General features: G+C 71.5%; 18 protein-coding genes and 1 tRNA gene. 12 read left to right on the top strand and 7 right to left on the bottom strand.

All coding sequences use genetic code 11. The annotated features are described in order from the left end of the window. The first annotated feature begins 104 nt into the window (after positions 1-104). A complete protein-coding gene (locus ACFWIC_RS30650) occupies positions 105-1562 on the top strand; it encodes a hypothetical protein (protein WP_380520519.1) in 1458 nt (485 codons plus the stop codon). Positions 1563-1645: 83 nt separating this feature from the next. Here the strand turns inward: ACFWIC_RS30650 and ACFWIC_RS30645 are convergent, their stop codons facing one another. Beyond that, positions 1646-2563: a sigma-70 family RNA polymerase sigma factor gene (locus ACFWIC_RS30645; RefSeq protein ID WP_380361903.1), complete on the bottom strand. Its 918-nt coding sequence runs from the start codon at positions 2561-2563 to the stop codon at positions 1646-1648. Between the two features lie 112 nt (positions 2564-2675). After that, positions 2676-3299 carry a cysteine hydrolase family protein gene (locus ACFWIC_RS30640; protein WP_329949388.1) on the bottom strand — a complete coding sequence of 208 codons (624 nt, stop codon included), beginning with the start codon at positions 3297-3299 and terminating at the stop codon, positions 2676-2678. 97 nt (positions 3300-3396) lie between these two features. Here ACFWIC_RS30640 and ACFWIC_RS30635 point away from each other — a divergent pair, with 97 nt between their 5' ends. Further along, a complete protein-coding gene (locus ACFWIC_RS30635) occupies positions 3397-4362 on the top strand; it encodes a helix-turn-helix domain-containing protein (RefSeq protein ID WP_329949389.1) in 966 nt (321 codons plus the stop codon). Here ACFWIC_RS30635 and ACFWIC_RS30630 read toward each other — a convergent pair. Then, entirely contained in the window at positions 4359-5405 is a 1047-nt protein-coding gene (locus ACFWIC_RS30630; protein WP_380520533.1) for a TetR/AcrR family transcriptional regulator C-terminal domain-containing protein, read from the bottom strand. The two genes, ACFWIC_RS30635 and ACFWIC_RS30630, sit on opposite strands and share 4 nt — an antisense overlap. Positions 5406-5601: 196 nt before the next feature. Between ACFWIC_RS30630 and ACFWIC_RS30625 the strand changes: the two genes are divergently transcribed. Both ACFWIC_RS30625 and ACFWIC_RS30620 read left to right on the top strand, forming a co-directional pair. Continuing rightward, entirely contained in the window at positions 5602-6717 is a 1116-nt protein-coding gene (locus ACFWIC_RS30625) for an FAD-dependent monooxygenase (protein ID WP_380520518.1), read from the top strand. 113 nt (positions 6718-6830) lie between these two features. Beyond that, positions 6831-7331, top strand: coding sequence for a cupin domain-containing protein (locus ACFWIC_RS30620; RefSeq protein WP_329949392.1), 501 nt, complete (start codon positions 6831-6833; stop codon positions 7329-7331). A 42-nt stretch (positions 7332-7373) separates the two neighbouring features. Here the strand turns inward: ACFWIC_RS30620 and ACFWIC_RS30615 are convergent, their stop codons facing one another. Beyond that, positions 7374-8135, bottom strand: a complete 762-nt coding sequence (locus tag ACFWIC_RS30615; protein ID WP_380520517.1) for a hypothetical protein — start codon at positions 8133-8135, stop codon at positions 7374-7376. Between the two features lie 357 nt (positions 8136-8492). Here ACFWIC_RS30615 and ACFWIC_RS30610 point away from each other — a divergent pair, with 357 nt between their 5' ends. Then, on the top strand, positions 8493-9818 hold the full coding sequence (locus ACFWIC_RS30610; RefSeq protein ID WP_380520516.1) for a hypothetical protein: 1326 nt from the start codon (positions 8493-8495) through the stop codon (positions 9816-9818). Between the two features lie 70 nt (positions 9819-9888). Further along, positions 9889-9972 (top strand) — tRNA-Leu (locus ACFWIC_RS30605). Positions 9973-10128: 156 nt separating this feature from the next. Here the strand turns inward: ACFWIC_RS30605 and ACFWIC_RS30600 are convergent. Beyond that, a complete protein-coding gene (locus tag ACFWIC_RS30600) occupies positions 10129-10350 on the bottom strand; it encodes a hypothetical protein (RefSeq protein WP_380520515.1) in 222 nt (73 codons plus the stop codon). 128 nt (positions 10351-10478) lie between these two features. Continuing rightward, entirely contained in the window at positions 10479-11705 is a 1227-nt protein-coding gene (locus ACFWIC_RS30595) for an ROK family protein (RefSeq protein WP_380520514.1), read from the bottom strand. Positions 11706-11836: 131 nt separating this feature from the next. Between ACFWIC_RS30595 and ACFWIC_RS30590 the strand changes: the two genes are divergently transcribed. The 5 genes from ACFWIC_RS30590 to ACFWIC_RS30570 all read left to right on the top strand — a co-directional run bounded on the left by ACFWIC_RS30590 (position 11837) and on the right by ACFWIC_RS30570 (position 19294). Next, positions 11837-13171, top strand: a complete 1335-nt coding sequence (locus ACFWIC_RS30590) for an ABC transporter substrate-binding protein (RefSeq protein ID WP_380520513.1) — start codon at positions 11837-11839, stop codon at positions 13169-13171. Beyond that, entirely contained in the window at positions 13171-14133 is a 963-nt protein-coding gene (locus ACFWIC_RS30585; protein WP_380520512.1) for a carbohydrate ABC transporter permease, read from the top strand. Before ACFWIC_RS30590 ends, ACFWIC_RS30585 begins: the two co-directional genes overlap by 1 nt. Before the next feature lie 8 nt (positions 14134-14141). Next, positions 14142-14981 (top strand): carbohydrate ABC transporter permease, encoded by an 840-nt coding sequence (locus ACFWIC_RS30580; RefSeq protein ID WP_380520511.1) that lies wholly within the window; start codon positions 14142-14144, stop codon positions 14979-14981. 93 nt (positions 14982-15074) lie between these two features. Beyond that, the gene (locus tag ACFWIC_RS30575; protein WP_380520510.1) at positions 15075-17363 is read left to right on the top strand and encodes a carbohydrate binding domain-containing protein; all 2289 of its coding nucleotides are present in this window, start codon (positions 15075-15077) and stop codon (positions 17361-17363) included. Positions 17364-17437: 74 nt separating this feature from the next. Further along, the gene (locus ACFWIC_RS30570; protein WP_380520509.1) at positions 17438-19294 is read left to right on the top strand and encodes a DUF5107 domain-containing protein; all 1857 of its coding nucleotides are present in this window, start codon (positions 17438-17440) and stop codon (positions 19292-19294) included. Between the two features lie 208 nt (positions 19295-19502). Here ACFWIC_RS30570 and ACFWIC_RS30565 read toward each other — a convergent pair whose 3' ends face one another. Then, entirely contained in the window at positions 19503-20108 is a 606-nt protein-coding gene (locus ACFWIC_RS30565; protein WP_380520508.1) for a TetR/AcrR family transcriptional regulator, read from the bottom strand. Positions 20109-20222: 114 nt separating this feature from the next. Between ACFWIC_RS30565 and ACFWIC_RS30560 the strand changes: the two genes are divergently transcribed. Continuing rightward, positions 20223-21275: an alpha/beta hydrolase gene (locus tag ACFWIC_RS30560; protein WP_380520507.1), complete on the top strand. Its 1053-nt coding sequence runs from the start codon at positions 20223-20225 to the stop codon at positions 21273-21275. The last annotated feature ends 188 nt before the right edge of the window (positions 21276-21463 follow it).

The raw sequence follows: 21463 nt of genomic DNA, 5'->3' as shown, positions 1-21463 counted from the left end.
GGGCGGGTGGACGCCTCGCTGACGGTCAGTGGAATACTCCCCCGCGCACCGTCGGCGCCGTTGCGGCGGCGCCGTGCGTTTTCACACAGGGGGATCAGAAGTTCATGTCATCGTCAGGTAGAAATGCCCGTCGCTCCGTTCGTACCGCGGGGAGTGCGCTGGGGGCGTCCGTTCTCGCGCTGACCCTGCTCACCACCGCGGCCTGCGGTCCGGAGAACAGCTCGGCCGACGTCGCCGTCACGGCCGGCGCGCAGCCGAACCTCGGACTGCCGGCCAATCTGGACGAGCTGAAGAAGTGGAAGTTCGACGACTGGGAGAAGTGGGCGAAGGACTACGCCCTCCCGGCCGCCGCCAAGGGCTTCTGGACCTTGGACAAGCTGCTCAAGGCCAAGCCCGACGAGCCGATCGCGCCGCCGGCGCCGCCCACCGCACCGCCGGCCCAGCCGCCCGCCCAGCCCACGCAGCCCGCCCCGCCGACGCAGGCCCCGGCCCAGCCGACGGCGCCGGGGGCGCCGTCCGTGCCGTCCGCACCGGGCACCAAGCCGCCGGCCGGCCAGCCCACCCAGCCGGGGCACCCGACCACCCCGGCGGCGCCGAAGCCGTCCAGCACCCAGCAGCCGGCCTCGCAGGCCCCGGCGCCGCCGGCCCAGCCGCCCGCCGGCCAGCCGACGCAGGCCCCCGCGCAGCCGGGACAGCCGTCCCAGCCCGCGAAGCCCTCCCAGCCCGCCCAGCCGGCCGACAACGGCAACGACCCGCTGCCCAAAACGGTCAACGCCCAGCCCCTCCCGCACCCGTACACCAAGCTCGGCGTGCACGGGAAGCTGTTCGCCGACGAGCCGGGCAGCGGCGCGGCCGCCGCCGGCGGGCTCAACCACTTCCAGTGCTCCGCCACCGTGGTCGCCGACCCGGCCCACCCCGGCAGGAGCAACCTGGTCTGGACCGCCGGCCACTGCGTCCACCAGGGCCGGGGCGGCGCGTTCTTCAGCAACCTCTCCTTCATACCGGCGTTCAACAGCACCGGTGCGCTGAGCGGGGGCAAGCAGGCGGACGAGTCCCAGTACGCGCCGTTCGGCATCTGGAACGCCACCCAGGCGGTGACCTCCCCGCAGTGGAAGGCGGAGGGCGGCAAGGGCGGCGACCCGGCGACCCACTACGACTTCGCGATCATCCGGGTGAAGCCCGCCGACGGCGCCAAGTCGCTGGAGGAGACGGTCGGCGGCGCGGTGCCGGTCTGGTTCAACGCCCCGCGCGAGCAGCTGACCATCTCCGAGTACGGCTACCCGGCGGCCGCGCCGTTCGACGGCATGGAGCTCAACCGCTGCGAGAGCGGCCGGCCGTCCCGGCTGTCGTACGAGCCGAGCCGCCCGCCGATGCACGCCATCGGCTGCACCATGACGGGCGGTTCCAGCGGCGGCGGCTGGCTGGCGGTGAAGGACGGCCAACCGGCGCTGGTCAGCAACGTCTCGGTCGGCAAGCACACCGGCGAGCCGAAGTTCCAGGCCGGCCCCTACCTGGACGACGTCGCGGCGGGCGCCTACGACTTCCTCTCCAGGAAGGGCTGAGCCCCGCAGACCGCCGACGGCCGCCCCTCGCACCGGACTTCCCCGGGCGGGGGCGGCCGTCCGCCGCCCGGACGCCGTCGGCCCTACGCGCCGAACGCCGCCAGGTCCAGCGCGGCGAGCCGCTCCGGGTCGCTCAGCACGTCGATGGCCGCGATCGTGCCGCCGACCACCGTGAAGGCCATGATCGAGACCGGCCGTCCGTTGGCACCGACCACCACGACCCCCGCCGCGCCGTTGACGAGCGCCGGGCGCGCGTACGGCGAGAGGCTGCGGAACATGACCGCCTGGCCGGCCACCGTGCGGGCGCCGTTGAGGACCACCGGCCGGCGGTCCCGGCCGGCCGAACCGTCGGCGCGCAGCACCACGTCCGGGGCGAGGACGGCGAGCAGCGCGTCGAGGTCGCCGTCCCGGGTGGCGGCGAAGAAGGCGTCGACGGCCACCCGCTGCCGGGCGAGGTCCCGGTCCGGGGCGGGCGCCTGCCCCTGGACCTTGCGGCGGGCCCGGCCGGCCAGCTGGCGGGTGGCCGCCCCGGTCTTCTCGATCAGCGGCGCGATCTCGTCGAACGGCACCGCGAACAGGTCGTGCAGGACGAACGCGACCCGCTCGGCGGGCGACAGCGACTCCATCACGACCATCAGGGCCAGACCGACCGAGTCGGCCAGCAGCACCTCCTGTTCGGGGTCGACGGCGTCCGCGCACCCGATCAGCGGGTCCGGTATCCGGGGCACCTCGGCGACACCCGCCTCGGCCCGCGACTCGAAGGACTCCTCGCGCCGCCGGGCGCGCGACCGGAGCTGGTTGAGGCAGATCCGCCCGGCCACCGTGGTCAACCAGCCGCCGAGGTTCTCGACGTCGGCGGTGTCGGTCCGGTCGTACCGCAGCCAGGTGTCCTGGACGGCGTCCTCGGCCTCGCTGATCGAGCCGAGCATCCGGTAGGCGACGGCCCGCAGATGGGACCGGTGCGCCTCGAAGAGTTCGGCCGGCAGTGCTTTCTCGTCCACCCGTGTCACATTCCTTCGTCGCCGTGGGCCGTCGCTCCGGAACCGCGCGACCCGGCGGCTCCGACCGGAAGATCAACTTCCGGCGGGGATGCGAAGTGCCCGACGGCGGCGGTCAGGACCGCCCGGCGGTCACCGGCCCGCCGGCCCTCGCCGCCGTCACCACCGACTCCGCGGTGACCACCTTGGCGAACCGCATCGCGTGCAGCACCGCGCCGGTGGCCCGGGCCAGTTCGGCGGCCGGGACGGTCACCCCGTCGGGCCCGGCCATGTCGAACGCGTGCATCGCGTCGATCGGGAAGACCGCGTCGTACCCGAGGTTGCCGGCCATCCGCGCGGTGGTCTCGTTGCAGACGTTCGTGATGATGCCGACGATGACGACCTGCTCCGCGCCCCGCTCCCGGAGCCAGGCGTGCAGGTCCGGCGTGCCGTAGAAGGCGCTGTTCACGGTCTTGGTGATGTGCAGGTCCGGTTCGACCGCCGCCACGAAGTCCTTCAGCTCGTGGCCCGGGGTGCCCTCCGCGAGCGGCCCGGTGGGGGAGACGTGCTGCACGGTCACGATCGGCCGTCCGGTGGCCTGCCACACGTCGATCAGTTCGCCGATCCGTCGTTCGGCCCCGGGGTTGTCGCGTTCGCCCCAGAACGCGGTGTCCTCGAAGCCCTTCTGGACGTCGATGACCACGAGGACGGAGTCGGGGGCGATGGTGAGCGGGGCGTCGAAGGCGCTGGTGTTCGTCATGCGTCCATCGTGCGGCGGCCCCTCCCGGCGGAGTGAGGGGCGGTGGGGCCACCCATCGATATGATCCTGCCAACCGGCAGGGAGAGGGTGGACGGTCGTGCGCACGGTGGGGTGTCTGGTCTTCGACGGCGTCCGGGCCTTCGACTACGCGGTGATCGGGGAGGTCTGGGACAACCGGCCGAGCCGGCCCGGACTGCCCGACTTCGAGCTGCGGGTCTGCGGCCCGGCCGGCGCCCGGGTGCGGCTCGGCGGCGGCCTGGAGCGGGTGCCGGACCACGGCCTGGACGCGCTCGCCGAGTGCGACCTGGTCGTCGTCCCCGGGATGGAGCGGCCGTACGAGCCGCGCGACCCCGCCGTGCCCGCCGCGCTGCGCGCCGCGCACGAGCGCGGCGTCACCGTCGCCTCGCTCTGCGCGGGTGCGTTCGTGCTCGCGGAGGCGGGGCTGCTCGACGGCCGCCCGGCCACCACCCACTGGGCGCTCGCAGGCGAACTCGCCCGGCGCTTCCCGGCGGTGGACGTCCGGCCCGAGGTGCTGTTCACGGGCGAGGGGCAGATCTGGACCTCGGCGGGGGTGGCGGCCGGCATCGACCTCTGCCTGCACCTGGTCCGTGCCGCCCACGGCGAACGGGCCGCCGCGAGCATCGCCCGCGCGATGGTCACCGCGCCGTTCCGCTCGGGCGGGCAGGCGCAGTTCATCCCGTCCCCGGTCCCGGAGGACGGCGGTGCGGACGGGGACGACCCGCTGGTCCGGGCCCGCGCCGAGGTCCTGGCCGCGCTGGACTCCCCGTGGACGGTCCGCCGGATGGCCGGACTCGCCCTGATGTCGGAGCGCTCCTTCGCCCGCCGCTTCGTCGCCGCCACCGGGACCACGCCGCTGCGCTGGCTGCTGGAACAGCGGGTGCTGACGGCCCAGCGGCTGCTGGAGGAGACCGACCTGCCGGTGGACGCGGTCGCCGTCCGCTGCGGCTTCGGCTCGGCCGTCTCGCTGCGCCCCGCCTTCACCACCCGGGTCGGCGTGGCCCCGCGCGAGTACCGCCGCGCCTTCCGGGGTCGGGAGCTCTAGGCCCGGGGCCGGCCGCCACCGGTGATTCGGGCCGCCCGGTCGGCTCCGGCGCTCTCGATCCGGGGCGTCAGGCCGTCCAGGAGGTTGGCCAGGCCGAACTCGAACAGGGCGTCCAGGTCCAGGTCGTAGCCGCTCGCGAGGTCCGCCATCAGGCGGGTGAAGACCGGGAAGCGGCCCGAGTCGGCGAGCGGGCCGAGGGCGGGGACCCGGCTGTCCGTCCACTGGTCGGCGGTGACGCCGGTGGAGGACTGGGCCTGTGCCTCGCGCTCCAGGTTGACGGCGATGCCCTCGATGTAGCTGTACAGCAGGACGTGGACGTCCATCATCGTCGTGGGGTCCAGGCCGTGGCCGTCCAGTGCGGCGAGCGCCCACTCGGCGTGGGCCAGCAGGTTGGGCAGCATCAGCGGCCGGGTGACCGGGCTGAGCTGGGCGAGCCAGGGGTGACGCCGGAACAGCGCCCAGAGGGTGCGGGCGCTCAGTTCCAGGCGGGGCCGCCAGCCGGCGGGCGGCTCGGCGGGGTAGGAGGCGTCGCCGAACGCGGCGTCGGCGGCGAGCAGGACGAGTTCGTCCTTGCTGGTGACGTACCGGTACGGGGACATCGCCGAGACTCCGAGCCGGGCCGCCACGGCGCGCATCGAGAGGGCGGGGAGGCCTTCCGCATCGGCCAGGTCGAGGGCGGCCCGGACGATCCGCTCGCGGCTCAACTCGCTTTCCTGCGGGTGCTGGTGCCGAGCGGGCTGGTGCGGACGCGTGGGAGCCGGTGCGTCGGCCCCGGTGGCCGTGGTCGTCGCGGAGGGCGTGGCGGGCGTGGCGGGCGTGGCCACCACGGTGCCGACCCGGGGGAGAGCCTCCACCAGGCCCTCCAGGCGCAGCACGGTCAGCGCCTTGGTGGCGGTGGCGAGGGCGACGCCCCACTCCTGGGCGATCCGTCGGGTCGAGGGCACCCGCTCGCCGGGCGAGAGCTCCCCGGTGCTGATGCGCCGCCGCAGTTCGGCGGCGATGCGCCGGAAGGGGGGCGGGGCTGTGTCCGGTGCCACGGGCAGGGCTCCTCGGGTGAGGTTTTTCGTGGGGGCGGCCGCTCTGTACTAGCTCAGACCCTAGCAGCGCCGATGGCGGTCCCGGCCGTTCTGTCCTAGCTCAGAACTGGGCCCAAGCGGCGTGGAGGGCGCTTGCGACACCCTGAATTTACGTCGTACATTCAGAGCGCTTACAGCGTACGAAGCCGAACAGGGAGCACCCGTGAAGACCGTCCTCATCTCCGGTGGCGGAGTCGCCGGCACCGCGCTCGCCCACCTGCTGCACCGCAACGGCTTCGCCCCGACGGTGGTCGAGCTGGCCCCCGGCCCCCGCGCCGGCGGCCAGGCGGTCGACATCCGGGGCGTCGCCCTCGACGTGGTCGAGCGGATGGGGCTGGGCGAGCAGGTCCGTGCCGTCCGGACCAGGATGCGCGGCATGTCCGTCGTCGACGCCGACGGCAACGAGGTGCACCGCTCCACCGAGGCGACCTACAGCAGCGGCCGTCTGGACAGCGGTGACGTCGAGCTGCTGCGCGAGGACCTGGTCGCGATCCTGGCCGAACACGCCTCCGGTAAGGCCGAGTTCGTCCACGGCGACAGCATCGCCGAGCTCCGCGAGGACGAGCACGGCATCCACGTCGCCTTCGAGCGCGGGCGGCCCCGCACCTTCGACCTGGTGGTCGGCGCGGACGGACTCCACTCGCGGGTCCGCCGGCTGGCCTTCGGCCCGGAGGGGCGGTTCCTGCATCCGCTCGGCACCCACGTCGCGATCTTCGAGGCCGACAACTTCCTCGGCCTGGAGGACTGGCAGGTCTGGCACCGCGACGGGGAAGCCGGCTACGGCGTCTACCCCGTGCGCGACAACCGGGAGTTGCGGGTCACCTTCGGCTGGAGGAGCGAGGAGGCCGTCGAGCGGGACGGCGATGCGGCGCGGACGCTGGTCGCGGAGCGGATGGCGGAACTCCGCTGGGAGACGCCCCGGCTGCTGGCGGCGCTGCACCGTTCGACCGGCTTCTACGCCGACGCGATGGCGCAGATCCACCTGGACCGCTGGTCCGCGGGCCGCGCCGTCCTGCTCGGGGACGCCGGGTACTGCGCCTCGCCGCTGTCGGGCCAGGGGACCGGCCTCGCCCTGGTCGGCGCCCACCTGCTGGCCGACGAACTCGGCCGGGCCCGTGCGGCCGGGGAGGGGCACGCCCCGGCCTTCGACCGTTACGAGCGGCGGATGCGCCCGTTCGTCGACCTCAACCAGGCGCTCGCCACCGAGAACCCGGGCGGCCCGGCGTCCGAGGAGTCGGTCGAGCGGGCGAAGAACGCGATCTCCCTGGACGCGAATTGACCCATGATTCCGACGGCTGAATGCACCATGTTCCTGGTCGCATCCGACCTTAGAGTGATCATCACGAGGTCGCGGCAGGGAGCCGGGACCGCCCGATCCGGGGGAGCACCACCATGACCGCCAGCCCGCTGAAGCCGCTGCTGACCCGCGCCGCCACCGCCGAGACCACCAGCGACCCGAGCAGCGTCATGACCCTGCTCGCCGACTGCGGGACCGACGGCAGCCCGATCACCAGCTACCGTTCCTCCTTCGCCGAGGGGGCCGTCGGCGCCCCGGCCCACTTCCACACCCGGGCCTCCGAGCTGTTCTTCGTCATCGGCGGTGCGCTCCAGGTGCTGGTCGAGGACACGGTGGAGACCCTCGGCGCGGGTGACTTCCTGCTCGTCCCCCCGCACGCCCCGCACGCCTTCGCCGCCGCACCCGGCTCCGCGGCCGACGTGCTCTTCGTGTTCACGCCGGGCATGCCCCGCTTCGACTACCTGCGGCTGCTCGGCCGGGTGATGCGCGGCGAGGCGAGCCCGCAGGAGATCAAGGACTCCTCCGAGCTGTACGACAACCACTACGTGGACAGCCCGCTGTGGCGCGCCACCCTGGCGGCCGCAGCCGGCAAGTGACCTGCCGGGAAGGGGCTCCGGTCCCCGGGCCGGGCCCCGGCGTCAGTCGCGGGCCGGGCGGCTGCGGCCACGGGCGCCCCGCCGCGCGTCCGGGCGTCGTCGCGCACGCGCCGACGGCGGCGGTGGTGCGGGCCCCGGCCGGGCGGCCGGGGACAGGCCGGGCGGCACGTCGAGTGGCACGTCGAGTGGCGCGTCGGGCGGTGCGGGCTCGGGGTGCGGGCGGTGCCGGATCCGCAGTTCCACCGGGACCGCGGGGGAGAGCGCCTCGCGCAGCTCCCGGTGCAGGGCGTCGGCGTCGGTGTCCGGCGGGAGCGACTTGGGTGCCAGCCGGTGGCGGGCGAACTGTGCGGTCAGGGTGACGGTGAGGGCGGCCGGGCGCGGGTCGCCCCCGTGGGGTGCCTCGGTGGAGCGGTCGATCCGGATCCGCCGCAGTTCGGTGACGGGCATGGGGCGTCCGACCCGTGCACCCCGGACGAGGGTGACCGTGGCCGGCCCGTCCGCGGGGGCGAAGCGGAGCCGGTGCACCTCGTGGAAGGCGCTGCGGGTGAGGAACGCCCACCCGGCGACCGCCGCCGCGCCACCGATGAGGGCGGCCACCGACCAGACCGGCCCCCATCCCGTGCCGGTGAGGAGCATGAGGACCGCCACGGGGCCGGAGGCGAGCGCGCCGACGAGGAACAGTGCGGGTACGGCCAGCGCCGACCCGAGCGAGGTCGCGAACGCGTAGCGGAGGGAGCCGCCGCGCTCCCAGAGGACGAGGTCGAGCACGTCCGGGTCCGAACGATCGATCCGTACCGGCTGCATGACGCAACGTTAGGTCGGAGTCGCCGGTCGGTGGAAGTGGGTGCCCGGCCGTCCGCCGGACGCGCGCGGCCGGGGCCGCCGGGGCTGCCGGGGTCGCCGGACCCGCCGGGCGCGTCATCGGCCAGGGGACGGGGGGGCTGGGCCGAACCCCGCTTCGGGGGTGGCTCCGGGGTAGCGCCGGACTCCGGCCGGCTCGCCCCCGCCCTCCCTCCGAAGCGGCGATTTCCGCTCCCGATCGGTCCGTTCGGATCGCTTTCGACCAGTACCGGTCATGTCCTGGTGCGCTGTGTGATCGAGCCGTTACAGTCGCCCATCGTATGCGGATGATCTCCATTGGATCGGACTGAGGCGGTAGCCATGGCACAGGAATCCAGGATCGACGTAGCCCTCGCACTCAAGGAGGGGCAGGCGGAGCCCGGTTCGGCAGAGGTGGCGGAGCTTGCTGCCACCCTCTCGCCCGAGGTGTGGTTCGCCGGTGCGCTGGAGCGCTCGGAGGGCGGCGGCCGGGAGGCCGACGTGGTCTGGGATCTGAGCGGCACGTACAAGGACCGGACCGCCCGGGGCAAGGCCGCGGTCTACTACGCCAACCCGAAGATCGGCCTGCGCCGGCCGTTCGTCTTCGCGGACGGTTTCAACTACGGCCCGAGTGACCTTCCCGGCCTCTTCGCGTACTTCAACACCCCGTACGACGGCAAGCAGGGCCTCTTCGACCAACTGCTCGGCCAGGGCATCGACGTGGTCCTCCTCGGCTTCGAGGAGCGGCACACCTACATCCAGGCCAACGCCGAGGTCGCGATCGACGGCATCCTCCGGGTGATCGCGGAGCGCGTCGGCGACGAGCGGCTCACCGTCGGAGGGGTGAGCATGGGCGGCATGATCACCCGCTTCGCGCTCGCCAAGCTGGAGACCCAGAAGGTGGATCACCAGACCGGGACGTACCTCTCCTACGACACGCCGCACAACGGCGCCTGGATCCCGCTGATCCTCCAGCAGCTGGCGTACTTCTTCGAGGACGTCACCCCGGCCGGCCCCGGCGGGGTCAAGCAGGCCGACCTGATTCGCAGCCCTGCCGCCCAGCAGCTGCTCTGGGCCTGGGTGGAGAACTCCAAGTACTCGGGACCGGTGGCGACGTCCAGCCCGCTGCGCAAGGAGTTCCTGGAGGACCTCCGGCGGTTCGGCGACTTCCCGGTCGTCCCGCTCAAGCTCGGGGTCTCCAACGGCCGGCGCGACGGGGTCGGCCTCCCGCTGCCGGCGGGCGAGGTGGCGTTCGACTGGCAGGCCCTGATCGCCAGCGCGACGGCCCGGTTCCAGGCCGAGAGGGGCGAGAAGCAGAAGATCGGCGGCATGCACCTGGGCCTGGCGGTCCGCCGCAGCACGACCACCGACGTCCCGGCGCTGGACGGGGCGCCCGGCGGCACGCTGGACTCCTTCGGCAAGGTCGCGGACGCGCTGAAGGCGAAGATCTCCGACGACTTCCGCAGCGGGACGTTCGTGCCGTCGGTCAGCGCGGCGGCGCTGGCTTTCGACCCGGTGAAGTGGGACGTCGCCCCGACGCTGTCCATCACCGACGCCGACCTCGAGAACGGTCACCTGGACGAGGTCGCTTTCGACACGGACAACCACGAGCACAGCCACATCTCCGGCGGCCTGATCGACTGGATCGTGGCGCGCGTCGGGCGCTGACCTGGCACGCCTCGCCGAATTGGTTCGAAGCACCCCTGCGCATGGGCTATGGTTTACCCATCACCCAGATGCGCGGGTGGCGGAATAGGCAGACGCGCTGGATTCAGGTTCCAGTGCCCGAAAGGGCGTGGGGGTTCAACTCCCCCCTCGCGCACATTGGTCAACCGACCCTGAACGGCCGGTCGAACCGACTTCACGTCGGATCGACCGGCCGTTCTGCTGTCCGGAGACGCGGATCGCCCCTCACGGTGTTGTGAGGGGCGATCCGCGTTTTTTGCTGGTCGGGTGGGGTGTATGGGGTGGGGCGGGTTCAGGGGTTGCCGGTCTGGCGCCTGGGGGTCCAGTGGTGGGGGTTGTTGGGGGCGTGACGGTTGGTGGGGCGTCGGCGCGCGGGTTGGGTGGCGCTCTGGAGGGTGTCGAGCCAGGTGGCGAGTTTGCGGTGGTTGGCGTGGGCGAGTTGGAAGGCGAGGAGGAGGGACTGAGCGCGCAGCCGCCGGCCCGGTGCTCCGGGGGCGCGGGCAAGTCCGAGCACGCTTCGTGCTGGGCCATTTCGCCGTGGTGCACGAGCGCCGTCGGACGCCCGTCCCGTCCCTCAGTCGAGTCGGGCATCCGGCGGCTATCGCCAGTCCGCGTGGCCGCAGACTCCGCGATTAATTCCAACTATGCACGAAATAACCGTGTGGCGATAGAGGCCGGATCGTCATAGAGGTCCTTCTCCAGTGCCACGCGTGCCCCGCCGCGGGCGGCCGACGCCAGGCCGTAGGTGGAGGTGGTGATGATTGAGCGAGGCGTGGAGGGGATCCGACGGGCGTCGATCCCCGCCTGGACGTGAGGGGCGAAGATGTCGCCGAAGTAGGCGAAGTAGCCGCCGAGGACCACGGATTCCGGGCCGAGGAGATCGACCAGGACTGCGGTGCCGAGCACCAGCGCGTCGGCGACCCGGGTGAGCGCGTCGTTGGTCCTGGTGTCGCCGTTCTCCGCGCGCCGACGCAGCTCGGCGAGGCGATCGGCGAGGTCGAGGCTCGGGTCGCGGACGGGGTCGGACGGATCGGCGGCCTGGCCGAGCAGGGCATCGAGTCCGACCATGTTCTCCCAGCAGCCGCTGCGGCCGCAGGCGCAGGGTTGTGCTTGCGGGCCCAGGGCCAGGTGGCCGATCTCGCCGGCCGTGCGCATGAGCCTGCCGTCCTCGATGATGCCGGCGCCGACGCCGACCGTCCCGCTCAGGTAGACCATGTCGCGAATCCCCCGGGCCGCGGCGGCCGAATACTCGGCCACCGCGCCGAGCTTGGCATCGTTGCCCACGTGCAGCGGTGGCGCCGTGGCCCCCAGCTGGGAGGCGATCGGACCCAACAGGGGGACGTCCCGCCAGTCGAGGTTCGTGGCGATGGTGACCCGGTCGCCGGCTTCGTCGTAGCCGCCCGGTGTGGCCACCGTGATCCCGACGACGTTCTTGCCCGCCGAGCCGAGCGTGGCGATGGCCTCGGCCGCGAGCCGTCCGACGACCTCCAGCGTGGCGGTGGGCGGCATACCGCGCGCGTCGAGGGCGAGACGGCTGGTCCACGCGACGGTACCGCGCAGGTCGAGGGCGACGGCATACAGGTGGTCGACCGCGATCTCGATGCCCAGGCCGCAGTAGGCCGTCCCGTCGAGCTCCACCGTGCGCTGCGGCCGGCCGACCGCGCCGGCGTGTTCCAGCTCGCCCTCCCGTACGAGCCCGAGTTCGACCAGTTCCCCGGTCAAGCTCGAGATGGTCGCTCTGGGCAGGCCCAGCTCCTCGGCGAGCGTGGTACGTGACCTGCCTCCGTGGTCGGCGAGGCGGTGCAGGATCAGGCCGAGGTTGGAACGCCGGATCGATGCCCGATCGGCCGGCTCGACGGAGGGTTTCATCAGGGGTGGCATAGCCCTTGACTTTACCAGAGTTAATTACAACACTAGCGGAACCAATCAGGGGTCCTTCGCTTCTGCGCCACTCCCTGGTTCCCCGGACACCCCCTCCGATCAAAGGCGGTACCCGCGCCATGCGTGCAGCCTCCCTCCCCCACAGAACGCTCACCGCTGCGGCGGTCGGCCTCCTCGCACTCTCCTCGCTCTCCGCCTGTTCCGGCAAGGACGAGGGCGCTTCCAGCAAGGAGGGTGCCTCCTCCGGAGCCCGTTCGTTCACCTACTGGTCGATGTGGCGCGCCGAAGAGCCACAGGCCAAGGTGCTCAAGGCCGCAGCCGACAAGTTCACCGCGGAGACCGGCATCAAGGTCGATCTCGAGTTCCAGGGACGCGACGTCAAGAAGAAGATCGGCGCGGCGATCGCCGCCCACCAGGCCCCCGACCTGTGGGACCAGGGCGATCAGATCATCTGGGCCACCACCGCCTCCATCGGCCAGGCGCTCGACCTGAGCGACGTCTACGGCGCGGAGGTGCCCGGTGAGGGCAAGAGGGTTGCCGACGTCATCCCCGTCAAGTACCTTGACGCCCTCGGCGCCGACAGCGACGGCAAGAGGCGCTGGGTGGTCCCCTACGAGCTGCTCTCGGCCCAATTGTTCTACAACGCCGCCGACCCGCTGACGGCGACCCCGCCCGCCACCTGGGAAGACCTCATGAAGGTCTGTGACTCCCTCAAATCCCAGGGAAAGCCGTGCATCGTCTCCGACGGCGAGCTGGCGTGGGAGAACTCCCTCATCTGGGACAACATCCTGGCGGACGAGGCCGGCGAGGGCACCTACGCCAGGCTCGCCAACGACAAGTCCGCCGCCGCCTGGGACGACCCGGCCGTTCTGTCGGCCACCAAGAAGATCGAGAACCTGGTCAAGGGCGGCCACATCATCAAGGGCTACGACGCCAGCAAGTATCCGGCGCAGCAGACCAAGTGGGCGCAGGGCAGCGGCGGGTTCGTGATGAACGGCAGCTGGATCATCAGCGAGGTCTTGGAGCAGATCGGTTCGGGCTGGAAGTTCGGCGCCATCCCGGTCCCGTCGGTCAAGTCCGCCGGAGCCCCTGCGGTCGACCTCATGACGTTGGGGTTCAGCATTCCCAAGGCGGCCAAGAACCCCGATCCGGCCAAGAAGTTCATCGCCTACTTCATGAAGAAGGACAACCTGTCCGGTATCTCGACCGAGGCGAAGAACATCACCCCGCGCATCGACATCCCTGCGCCCGCGGAGCTCGCCGACGTCCAGAAGGCCTTCACCCGTAATCCCGTCCGTACCGCCTTCGGGGTCGGTGGTGCCGTCCCCGGCGACTACGCCGACAAGGTCTTCAACAGCGCCTACCTCGACCTGTGGCACGGCAAGTCCAGTGCGGAGCAGTTCATTGCCGCCGTAAAGAAGGCACAGGTGGCTTACTGGAAGGCCGCGGGCTGATGGCGGCCACCGCCGAGTCCCCGACCCGGGTGCGGGCCCGGGCCGGGGACGCCCGCAGAAGGCGATCCGGCGTCGCTCCGTTGGAACGCCAGCAACGTCGGCTGTTCTGGCCGTTCGTCGGCCCCGCGGTCGCCGTCTACGGCGTCCTGTTCCTGGCACCGATCGGCTACGCGGCCTGGACCAGTCTCTACAAATGGAACGGCATCGGTGCCAAGACATGGGCGGGGTTCGGCAACTACCGGACCCTGATCGACGATCCCGTCTTCCACACGTCCCTGACCAACACCCTGAAGATCCTCTTCGTGGCCGGCGGGATCACCTTCGTCCTCGCGTTCGCGCTGACCCTGGCGCTGCGCGAGATGAAGGGTCGGTTCTTCGCCCGTTCCGCCCTGTTCTTTCCCTCGCTCATCAACGGCATGGTCTTCGGAGCCGCTGCCGGGTTCCTCTTCGCCCCGGACGGCCCGATCAACACCGCCCTGGTCCACCTCGGAATGACGGACCCGCCCAAGTGGCTGGCTCAGGAGAACATCTTCCCCCTGATCATGGCCACCCTGATCTGGTCGGGCACCGGCTACTACACCAGCATCCTGATGGCCGCGGTCGATCAGATCCCCGAGTACCTCTACGAGGCGGCCGAACTGGAAGGCGCGAGCGCCTTCCAGCGGTTCCGGTACATCACCCTGCCGCTGTCGTGGGACGTCGTCTCGGTCTGCGCCGTCCTGTGGACCGTCAGCTCCGTCAAGATCTTCGAGATCGTGCTGCTGTTCGGGGGCAGCTCGTCCGGTTTCCCGTCCAACAGGACCTGGACGACGGCGATGTACGTCTACACGACGGCGTTCCCCACCGCCTCGGTCCCCGAGCTGGGTCTCGCGACCGCCGCCGCGATCGTCAGCCTCGTCATGGTCGCCCTGTTCACCGTCGTCCTGCGGCGCCTCATGCGGCGCGACCCCATCGTGTACTAGGAGCTACGGTGAAGCGCACGTCCTTCAGCCCGCTGCGCAGGCTCGGCGACGGCACTGTCTGGTTCGCGGTTGGTCTCAACCTCCTGTTGCTGGTGTGGATCTTCACGACGGCGATCCGCAACACCCGGGACATCTTCGCCCGTCCCTTCGGCCTGCCGACCGACATCAACCTGCGCAACTTCGTGAAGGCGTGGGAGGGCGGCGGATTCGGTCAGGCCGCTCTGAGCAGCGTCTACGTCTCGGTCGTGTCGGCTTTCCTCGCGGTCGCCATCGCCGCTCCGGCGGCATACATGCTGGCCCGGCGGCGCACCCGGACGTCCGGTGCGATCACCATGTCGTTCGTGATGGGCCTGGGTGTACCCGGACAGGTGCTGATGGTACCGCTGTTCGTCGGCCTCGCCCAGATCCAGCTGACCGACTCCTTCACAGGCCTGATCCTCGTATACGTCGGGCTGGCGATGCCGTTCACCGTCTACCTGCTGACCGGGTTCTTCGCCGGGGTCCCGAAAGTCCTGGAAGAGGCCGCAGCGATCGACGGCGCGACGGGCCTGCGGTGCTTCGTGCGGATCGTGCTCCCGGTGGCGCGCGGCGGCCTCACGACCGCGTTCCTGCTGAACTTCATCCACGGCTGGAACGAGACGCTCTTCGCGATCGTGCTCATGCACAGCGAGGACAAGGTCACCCTGCCCGTCGCCCTCGCCAACTTCGTGGCCTCCCAACAGCTCAGCGGACTCGACTGGGGCACCATGTTCGCCGGCATCGCGATCATCCTGGCCCCGCTGGTGGCCCTGTTCACCTGGATGGGCAACCGGATCGTCCAGGGGATGACCGTCGGCATCGACAAATAGGCGCATCGGCATCCTCACACACCTAGAACTCCGCCCCTACCGGGGGGCGGTACCGGGGGGACCCTTCCACCACGACCGAGACAAGGCACGCACATGTCCAAGCCCCGCATCACCGCGGTGGGTCTCGCCCTGGCGATGTCCACCGCGACCCTCACGGCCACCCTCGCCTCGCCCGCGCAGGCGGCCACCCCCTACTACGTGGACTGCTCGCAGACCTCCACCGGTGACGGCTCCCAGGCCCGGCCGTGGAACACCCTCGCGGCCGTCAACACCCCCGCCTTCGGGCCCGGCGACTCGATCCTGTTCAAGCGCGGCTCCAACTGCGTGGGGACGTTCGAGCCCAAGGGCTCGGGTGCCGCCGGCGCGCCGATCACCGTCGGCGCCTACGGCACAGGCGCGCTTCCGCAGATCGACGGGCACGGCGCCGTCGACACCGTCCTGCTGACCAACCAGGAGTACTGGGAGATCCGCGACCTCTCCATCACCAACGCCCACAACCCCGGCACCGCCCGCAACGGGGTCCGGGTCACCGGTGTCGACGCCGGTAAGGTCCTGCACCACATCGTGCTGCAGCGCCTGAACATCCACGACATCCTCGGCAACGACGAGAAGGGCACGGACGGCAGCAACGGCATCAGCATCGCGAGCCGAGGCACCACCACCCCGGACAAGTTCGACGACGTTCAGATCCTCGACAACACGATCACCAACGTGGACCGAACGGGCATCACCACCGCCTCCAATTGGAGCAGCCCGACGAACTACTACCCGCACACCGGCGTCGTGATCCGAGGCAACACCCTCACCGACATAGGCGGTGACGGCATCGTCGCGGTGGTGACCTCCGGCGCGCTGGTCGAGTACAACACCATCGCCGGTTTCAACACCACCTCGACCCGTTACAACGCCGGCATCTGGCCCTACCGCGCCGACCACACCGTCATCCAGTACAACGACATCTCCGGCGGAGTCGGCCTCAACGACTCCATGGGCCTGGACATCGACGACCTGACCGACAACACGCTCGTGCAGTACAACTACACGCACGACAACGACGGCGGCTTCCTGCTCCTGTGCACCGACGTTTTCGCCGACTCGTTCCTGACCAACGCGGTCGTGCGGTACAACGTCAGCCAGAACGACGAGTACCGGGGCGTGGAGAACTGCGGTGGCAACATCGGATCTGCGCACATCTACAACAACACGATCATCGTGAAGCCCGGCGCGAACATGACCGTGATCCGGGAGAGCGCCACCGGGCTGCGCAACGTCCGCTTCGACAACAACGTCGTCTACAACACCGGCGCCCTCGCCGACGCCAAGTTCGACTTCTCCCCGACCACCGGCTACAACCTCCGCAACAACCTCTTCTACCGGACGACCACCGCCCCGGGCACCGGCACCGTCACGACCGACCCGCAGCTGGCCGCCCCCGACACCGGGCCCAACGGCTACAAGCTGTGCGTCGGTTCCCAGGCTATCGGCAACGGCCTCACGATCCCCGACAACGGCGGCAAGGACTACTACGGCAACCCGATCCCGGCCGGCGCTCCGCACCGGGGTGCCTTCGCGGGCACGCCCGTGGTCTGCAACAAGGTCCTCAACGGAGGCTTCGAGACAGGGACCCTCACCGGATGGGCGAACAGTAACGCCGCCGTCGGCGCCGCCAACGCAAGAACCGGCGGCTACGCCGTCACCCTGACGGCCACCTCGACCAAGGCCGCCACCGTCGAACAGACGATCACCGGCCTCACCCCGAACACCACCTACGCCCTCGACGGCTGGATCAAGTCGGACGGCAACGAGACCTCGATCGGCGTCAAGGGATACGGCGGCACGCAGGTCAGCGGCTACAGCTCCGCCACCTCCTACACCCCGGTCGCGACCACGTTCACCACCGGCGCCACCAACACCACCGCCACCGTCTTCTGCTACCACGCGCCCGCCGGAACGGCCTCGTGCGACGACATCGCCGTCCGCAAGCCGCTCGTCGCCAACGGCGGATTCGAAACCGGGACGCTCACCGGCTGGACGAGCAGTAACGCCGTCGTCGGCGCCGCCAACACCAGGTCGGGAAGCTACGCGGTCACCCTGACCGCGACCGCGACCCGGGCCGCCACCGTCGAACAGACGCTCACCGGCCTGCTTCCCGCCACCTCCTACAACCTGATCGGGTGGGTGAAGTCCGACGGCGGCACCACCAGCCTCGGCGTCAAGGGCCACGGCGGGACGCAGGCATGGTCCTCGACCACCGCCTCCACCTACACCCCGCGGATCGTGAACTTCACGACCGGGCCGACCTCGACCAGCGCGGTCGTCTACTGCTACCGCCCCGGTAGCGGCACCGCGAGCTGTGACGACATCACCCTCTCAAGGAACTGACCCATCCCCGCCCGCCCGGCGGAGCCCCACGCCCCGCCGGGCGGCTGACCCCTGTCCAGATTGGAACGCAGAACATGACCAGCACGCTACGGACCGCGACCATGCGCCTGCCCGCGGCCGCTGACCCAACTCCCGGGATACTGCCGATTCTGCGTGGCACGCGACGCAGGAAGGCTGACGTCTCCGGTGCCGATCCCGAGATGCGCGCACAGGTGGCCTACGGGCAGCCGGACTCCCTGCTGCCGTACACCACACAGGACGGCTACGACCGGGAGCGCGCCGAGCGGGAGCTCGACGTGATCGTGCTGGAGAACGAGATCCTGACGGCGACCTTCCTGCCGTCCCTCGGCGGACGGCTGTGGTCCCTGGTGCACCGACCATCCGGGCGGGAGCTGCTGTACCGCAACCCCATCCTGCAGCCGGCCAACCTCGCGCTGCGGGACGCCTGGACGGCCGGCGGCGTCGAATGGAACCTGGGCGCGACGGGGCACTGGCCGCTGACCTGCTCGCCGCTGCACGCGGTGCGCCTGAGCCGGCCGGACGGGACGCCCGTGCTACGCATGTTCGAGTTCGAGCGAATGCGGCGTCTGGTGTTCTGGCTGGACTTCTGGCTCCCGGCCGGCTCACCCGTTCTCTACGTGCGGGTGAATGTTCACAACCCCGAGCCGAAGGAGACACCGTTCTACTGGTGGTCGAACATCGCCGTACCCGAGTCGGCCGACGTCAGGGTGGTGGCCCCCGCCGACCACGCCTTCCACTTCGACTACTCCGCCCGGCTGGAGCGGTTGTCCTTCCCGATCCTCGAAGGGGTCGACCGCAGCTACACCGACCGGGCACAGGGCGCCGCGGACTTCTTCTTCGACATTCCGGACGGGCGGCGCCGCTGGGTGGCCGCCTTGGACGCCACCGGCACCGGCCTCGTGCAGACCTCCACCGACCTGCAACGCGGCCGCAAGCTCTTCCACTGGGGAACCGGTCAGGGCGGGCAGAGCTGGCAGGAATGGCTGAGCGGTCCAGGCTGCCGCTATCTGGAGATCCAGGCCGGCGTGGCCCGCACCCAGCTCGAACATGTGCCGATGCCCGGCCGGACGACCTGGCAGTGGGTGGAGGCCTACGGGCTGCTGCAGGCCGATCCCGACCTGGTGCACGGCGACTGGGAGAGCGCACAGCAGGCGGTGGGGCAGGCCCTCGACCGGCTCGTGCCGCAGGAGCGGCTCTCGGAGGAGCTCGAGTCTGCGAGCGAGCCCGGCGAACCCGGCGAGCTGCTCGCCCAAGGCTCGGGATGGGGCGCGCTGGAAGCATCCGACCTTGCCGGACTGCCGTGGGGCACCATCGATTCGGAGCAGCAACCATGGCAGCGACTGCTCGAGACCGGGACGCTTCCCGTCAGCGATCCGCCAGTCGCGCCGGTCACCGGTAGCCGGTGGCGTGCGCTGCTGGAGGCGCACCCGGCCGACTGGCACGCCCGCTACCACCTCGGCCTGGTCCGGCACGCCGACGGTGACACCGAAGGCGCCGTCGCCGCCTGGACGGAGTCGCTCAAAGCCCGGCGCACCCCATGGGCGCTGCGCTGCATCGCGCACGCCGAGCCGGAGCGTGCCGCGGACCTGCTCACCGAAGCCCATCGGATGCTCCCCAACCTCCGGGCGCTGGCCGTGGAGGCAACCGAGGCGCTGCTCGCGGCCCACCGCGTCACCGAGGCAAGCAAGCTGATAGAGGCGCTCGACGACGAAGTCCGCTCACACGGACGCATCCGAGTGCTCGACGCACGCGCAGCCCTGGCCGCCGGCGACCACGATCGGGTCCGTGCCCTTCTCGACGAGGGCATCCAGGTCGACAACCTGAGGGAAGGCGAGGTCTCCCTCGACGACCTCTGGGAAACCGTGCGCCCGGACGTTCCCGTCCCGCCGCACTACGCCTTCCGCATGTGACCCCTCCCCGCCGAGAACGGCCCACAGGAAAGACATCCGCGTTCAGGATCAAAGAACGACCCGGGTGGCGAGCCGAAGCGAACGTCGGCTCCACCACCCTGCAGAACGTACCGCTGCCCCGTCGAGGGTCAACCGACCCGGAACGGCCGGGCGCGGCTGGGCAGGGCAGGCCCCGGAGGTCGGGGAGCGGCCCCGGGGGGTCGGCGCCTCAGCCCGCGGCTCCTCCCCGCAGGCCGTCCAGCACCATGCCCGCCAAGCGCTCCGGCAGGTCCGGCTCGATCGGGCGGTGGCCGAGCAGGGACCGGGTCTGGAGCGGGGAACAGAGCAGCTCCAGCGCCAGGGCCGTGTCGGTGCCCGCGGGGAGTTCCCCGCGGGTGACGGCCCGGTCGACGATGGCGCCGGCCTGGTCGAGGCGGGACTGCCAGAAGGCCTGCCAGGCCTCGGCGAGGTCGGGGTCGTCGGAGCTGAGCGAGGCCGCCCGGGCGACGGAGCGGCCGGCCGGGGTAGCGAGGTACTCGGCCAGCGCGCGGGCGAAGGCGGCCAGGTCGGTGCGGACGGCGCCGGTGTCGGGGACCGGGACGCCTTCGTTGCTTCCGGTGAGCACGGCGTCCAGCACGAGCTTCTCCCGGGTGCCCCAACGCCGGTACACCGTGCTCTCGTTGACCCCCGCGCGGGCCGCGACCGCAGCGATGCCGAGCCGGGCGACGCCCTCCTCGGCCAGGATCTCCAGGGCGGCCGTCAGGACGGCCCGGCGGACGCGCTCGGCGCGGCCGCCCGGGCGGCGGCGGATCGGCTCCGGTGCTTCCTCGGTCATGTGTCGATCACCTCGGCCACCACCTTAACGCAGGTCTGCTTGCAATAAGCGCGACCCGGGCGCATAGTCGCTAAAGCAAGAGTTCCAGCTTTAAGCGCAGCAGGAGGCACCACCATGTCCTTCACCTGGCCCCTGGATCCGCAGGACCTGTTCGTCGAGCGCTACCCGCAGATGACCCTCGGCCTGCCCGTCGACGAGGTGGACGCGGTCCGCGCCGCCGTCACCGAGATGTGGCCCGACCGGCCCGGCGGCTGGGTGTACGAGTGGTCGGCCCTCGCCGCCCGGCACGCCGGGGCCGGGCGCCACCGCCTGGCCGCGCAGGCGTACGGCTGGGCCAAGTTCCCCTCGCCGGCCGACGACCCGAAGCGCACCGCGCTCGCCCGCCAGGTCGAGCAGTATGTCCTCGCCGCCCCCGGCTTCCCGGTGGAGTTCGAGCGCCGCACGCTCACCCTGCCGTACCGCGGCGGCGAGGCCACCCTGCGGATCCACCTGATGGCCGCCCCCGGACTGCCCGCCGACGCGCCGGTCGTGCTGGCCAGCGGCGGGGTGGACTCCTGGAAGACCGACCTGCACGGCATGTGGGAGCAGCTCGCGTTCGCCCTGCCGGCACGGCTCCTGCTGTTCGACCTCGCCGGCACCGGTGAGACCGCCCACCTGCCGATGACCCCGGACGGCGGGGCCGAGGTGGTCGCCGGACTGGTCTCCTTCGCTCGCACGATCGGCAACGGGAGGGTCGGCCACTTCGGCATCTCGATGGGCGGCTACTACTCCGCGCGGACCGGACTGACCGGCGCGGTGGACGCCTCCGTGGTGCTCGGCGGCCCGGTGGAGCGCTCCTTTGCTCCGGGCCGCGGCTTCGCCTTCGGCATGGACGGCATCGTCGGCAACGCCCTGGGATTCGACGCCCTGCCGAGCACGGCCGAGCGCGAGGAGGCCTTCGCGGCCTTCGGCCTGCGCCCGCTGCTGGACCGGGACGACAACGGGCCGATGCTGATGGTCAACGGCACCGAGGACGTCCACGTCCCGCTGGACGACACCCGGGTGTTCGAGGGCCGCCGGGACACCCGGGTCGAACTGATCCCGGACACCGGGCACTGCGCCATCTCGCGCTTCGGCGAGGCGATGGCCGTGATCGCCCCCTGGCTGAAGGACACCCTGGCCGGCTGATCCGGCTGATCCGGGACTCCTGTCGCGGGCGGCCCGCCGTGACGGCCGGTCCGCAACGGCCGGTCCGTGACGGCGACGGCTTCCGCCGCGTGTCCGCCGACGGGCTGGGCGGGCCAGGGAACGACCGCTGCCCCTCACCACGGTGAGGGGCAGCGGGGGTTGCCCGGGGGCGGGGGGGGGGGGGCGGC

The organism is Kitasatospora sp. NPDC127035, from assembly GCF_042726075.1.
Taxonomy (GTDB): Bacteria; Actinomycetota; Actinomycetes; order Streptomycetales; family Streptomycetaceae; genus Kitasatospora.
This window is presented reverse-complemented; position numbering and strand designations above follow the sequence as displayed.

What these genes read in the sequence shown, in the direction of transcription:
- ACFWIC_RS30650 (WP_380520519.1), top strand. Translation starts at nt 105, where the DNA reads ATGTCATCGTCAGGTAGAAATGCCCGTCGCTCCGTTCGTACCGCGGGG.
- ACFWIC_RS30640 (WP_329949388.1), bottom strand. Translation starts at nt 3,299, where the DNA reads ATGACGAACACCAGCGCCTTCGACGCCCCGCTCACCATCGCCCCCGAC.
- ACFWIC_RS30620 (WP_329949392.1), top strand. Translation starts at nt 6,831, where the DNA reads ATGACCGCCAGCCCGCTGAAGCCGCTGCTGACCCGCGCCGCCACCGCC.
- ACFWIC_RS30615 (WP_380520517.1), bottom strand. Translation starts at nt 8,135, where the DNA reads ATGCAGCCGGTACGGATCGATCGTTCGGACCCGGACGTGCTCGACCTC.
- ACFWIC_RS30610 (WP_380520516.1), top strand. Translation starts at nt 8,493, where the DNA reads ATGGCACAGGAATCCAGGATCGACGTAGCCCTCGCACTCAAGGAGGGG.
- ACFWIC_RS30595 (WP_380520514.1), bottom strand. Translation starts at nt 11,705, where the DNA reads ATGAAACCCTCCGTCGAGCCGGCCGATCGGGCATCGATCCGGCGTTCC.
- ACFWIC_RS30590 (WP_380520513.1), top strand. Translation starts at nt 11,837, where the DNA reads ATGCGTGCAGCCTCCCTCCCCCACAGAACGCTCACCGCTGCGGCGGTC.
- ACFWIC_RS30585 (WP_380520512.1), top strand. Translation starts at nt 13,171, where the DNA reads ATGGCGGCCACCGCCGAGTCCCCGACCCGGGTGCGGGCCCGGGCCGGG.
- ACFWIC_RS30575 (WP_380520510.1), top strand. Translation starts at nt 15,075, where the DNA reads ATGTCCAAGCCCCGCATCACCGCGGTGGGTCTCGCCCTGGCGATGTCC.
- ACFWIC_RS30570 (WP_380520509.1), top strand. Translation starts at nt 17,438, where the DNA reads ATGACCAGCACGCTACGGACCGCGACCATGCGCCTGCCCGCGGCCGCT.
- ACFWIC_RS30565 (WP_380520508.1), bottom strand. Translation starts at nt 20,108, where the DNA reads ATGACCGAGGAAGCACCGGAGCCGATCCGCCGCCGCCCGGGCGGCCGC.
- ACFWIC_RS30560 (WP_380520507.1), top strand. Translation starts at nt 20,223, where the DNA reads ATGTCCTTCACCTGGCCCCTGGATCCGCAGGACCTGTTCGTCGAGCGC.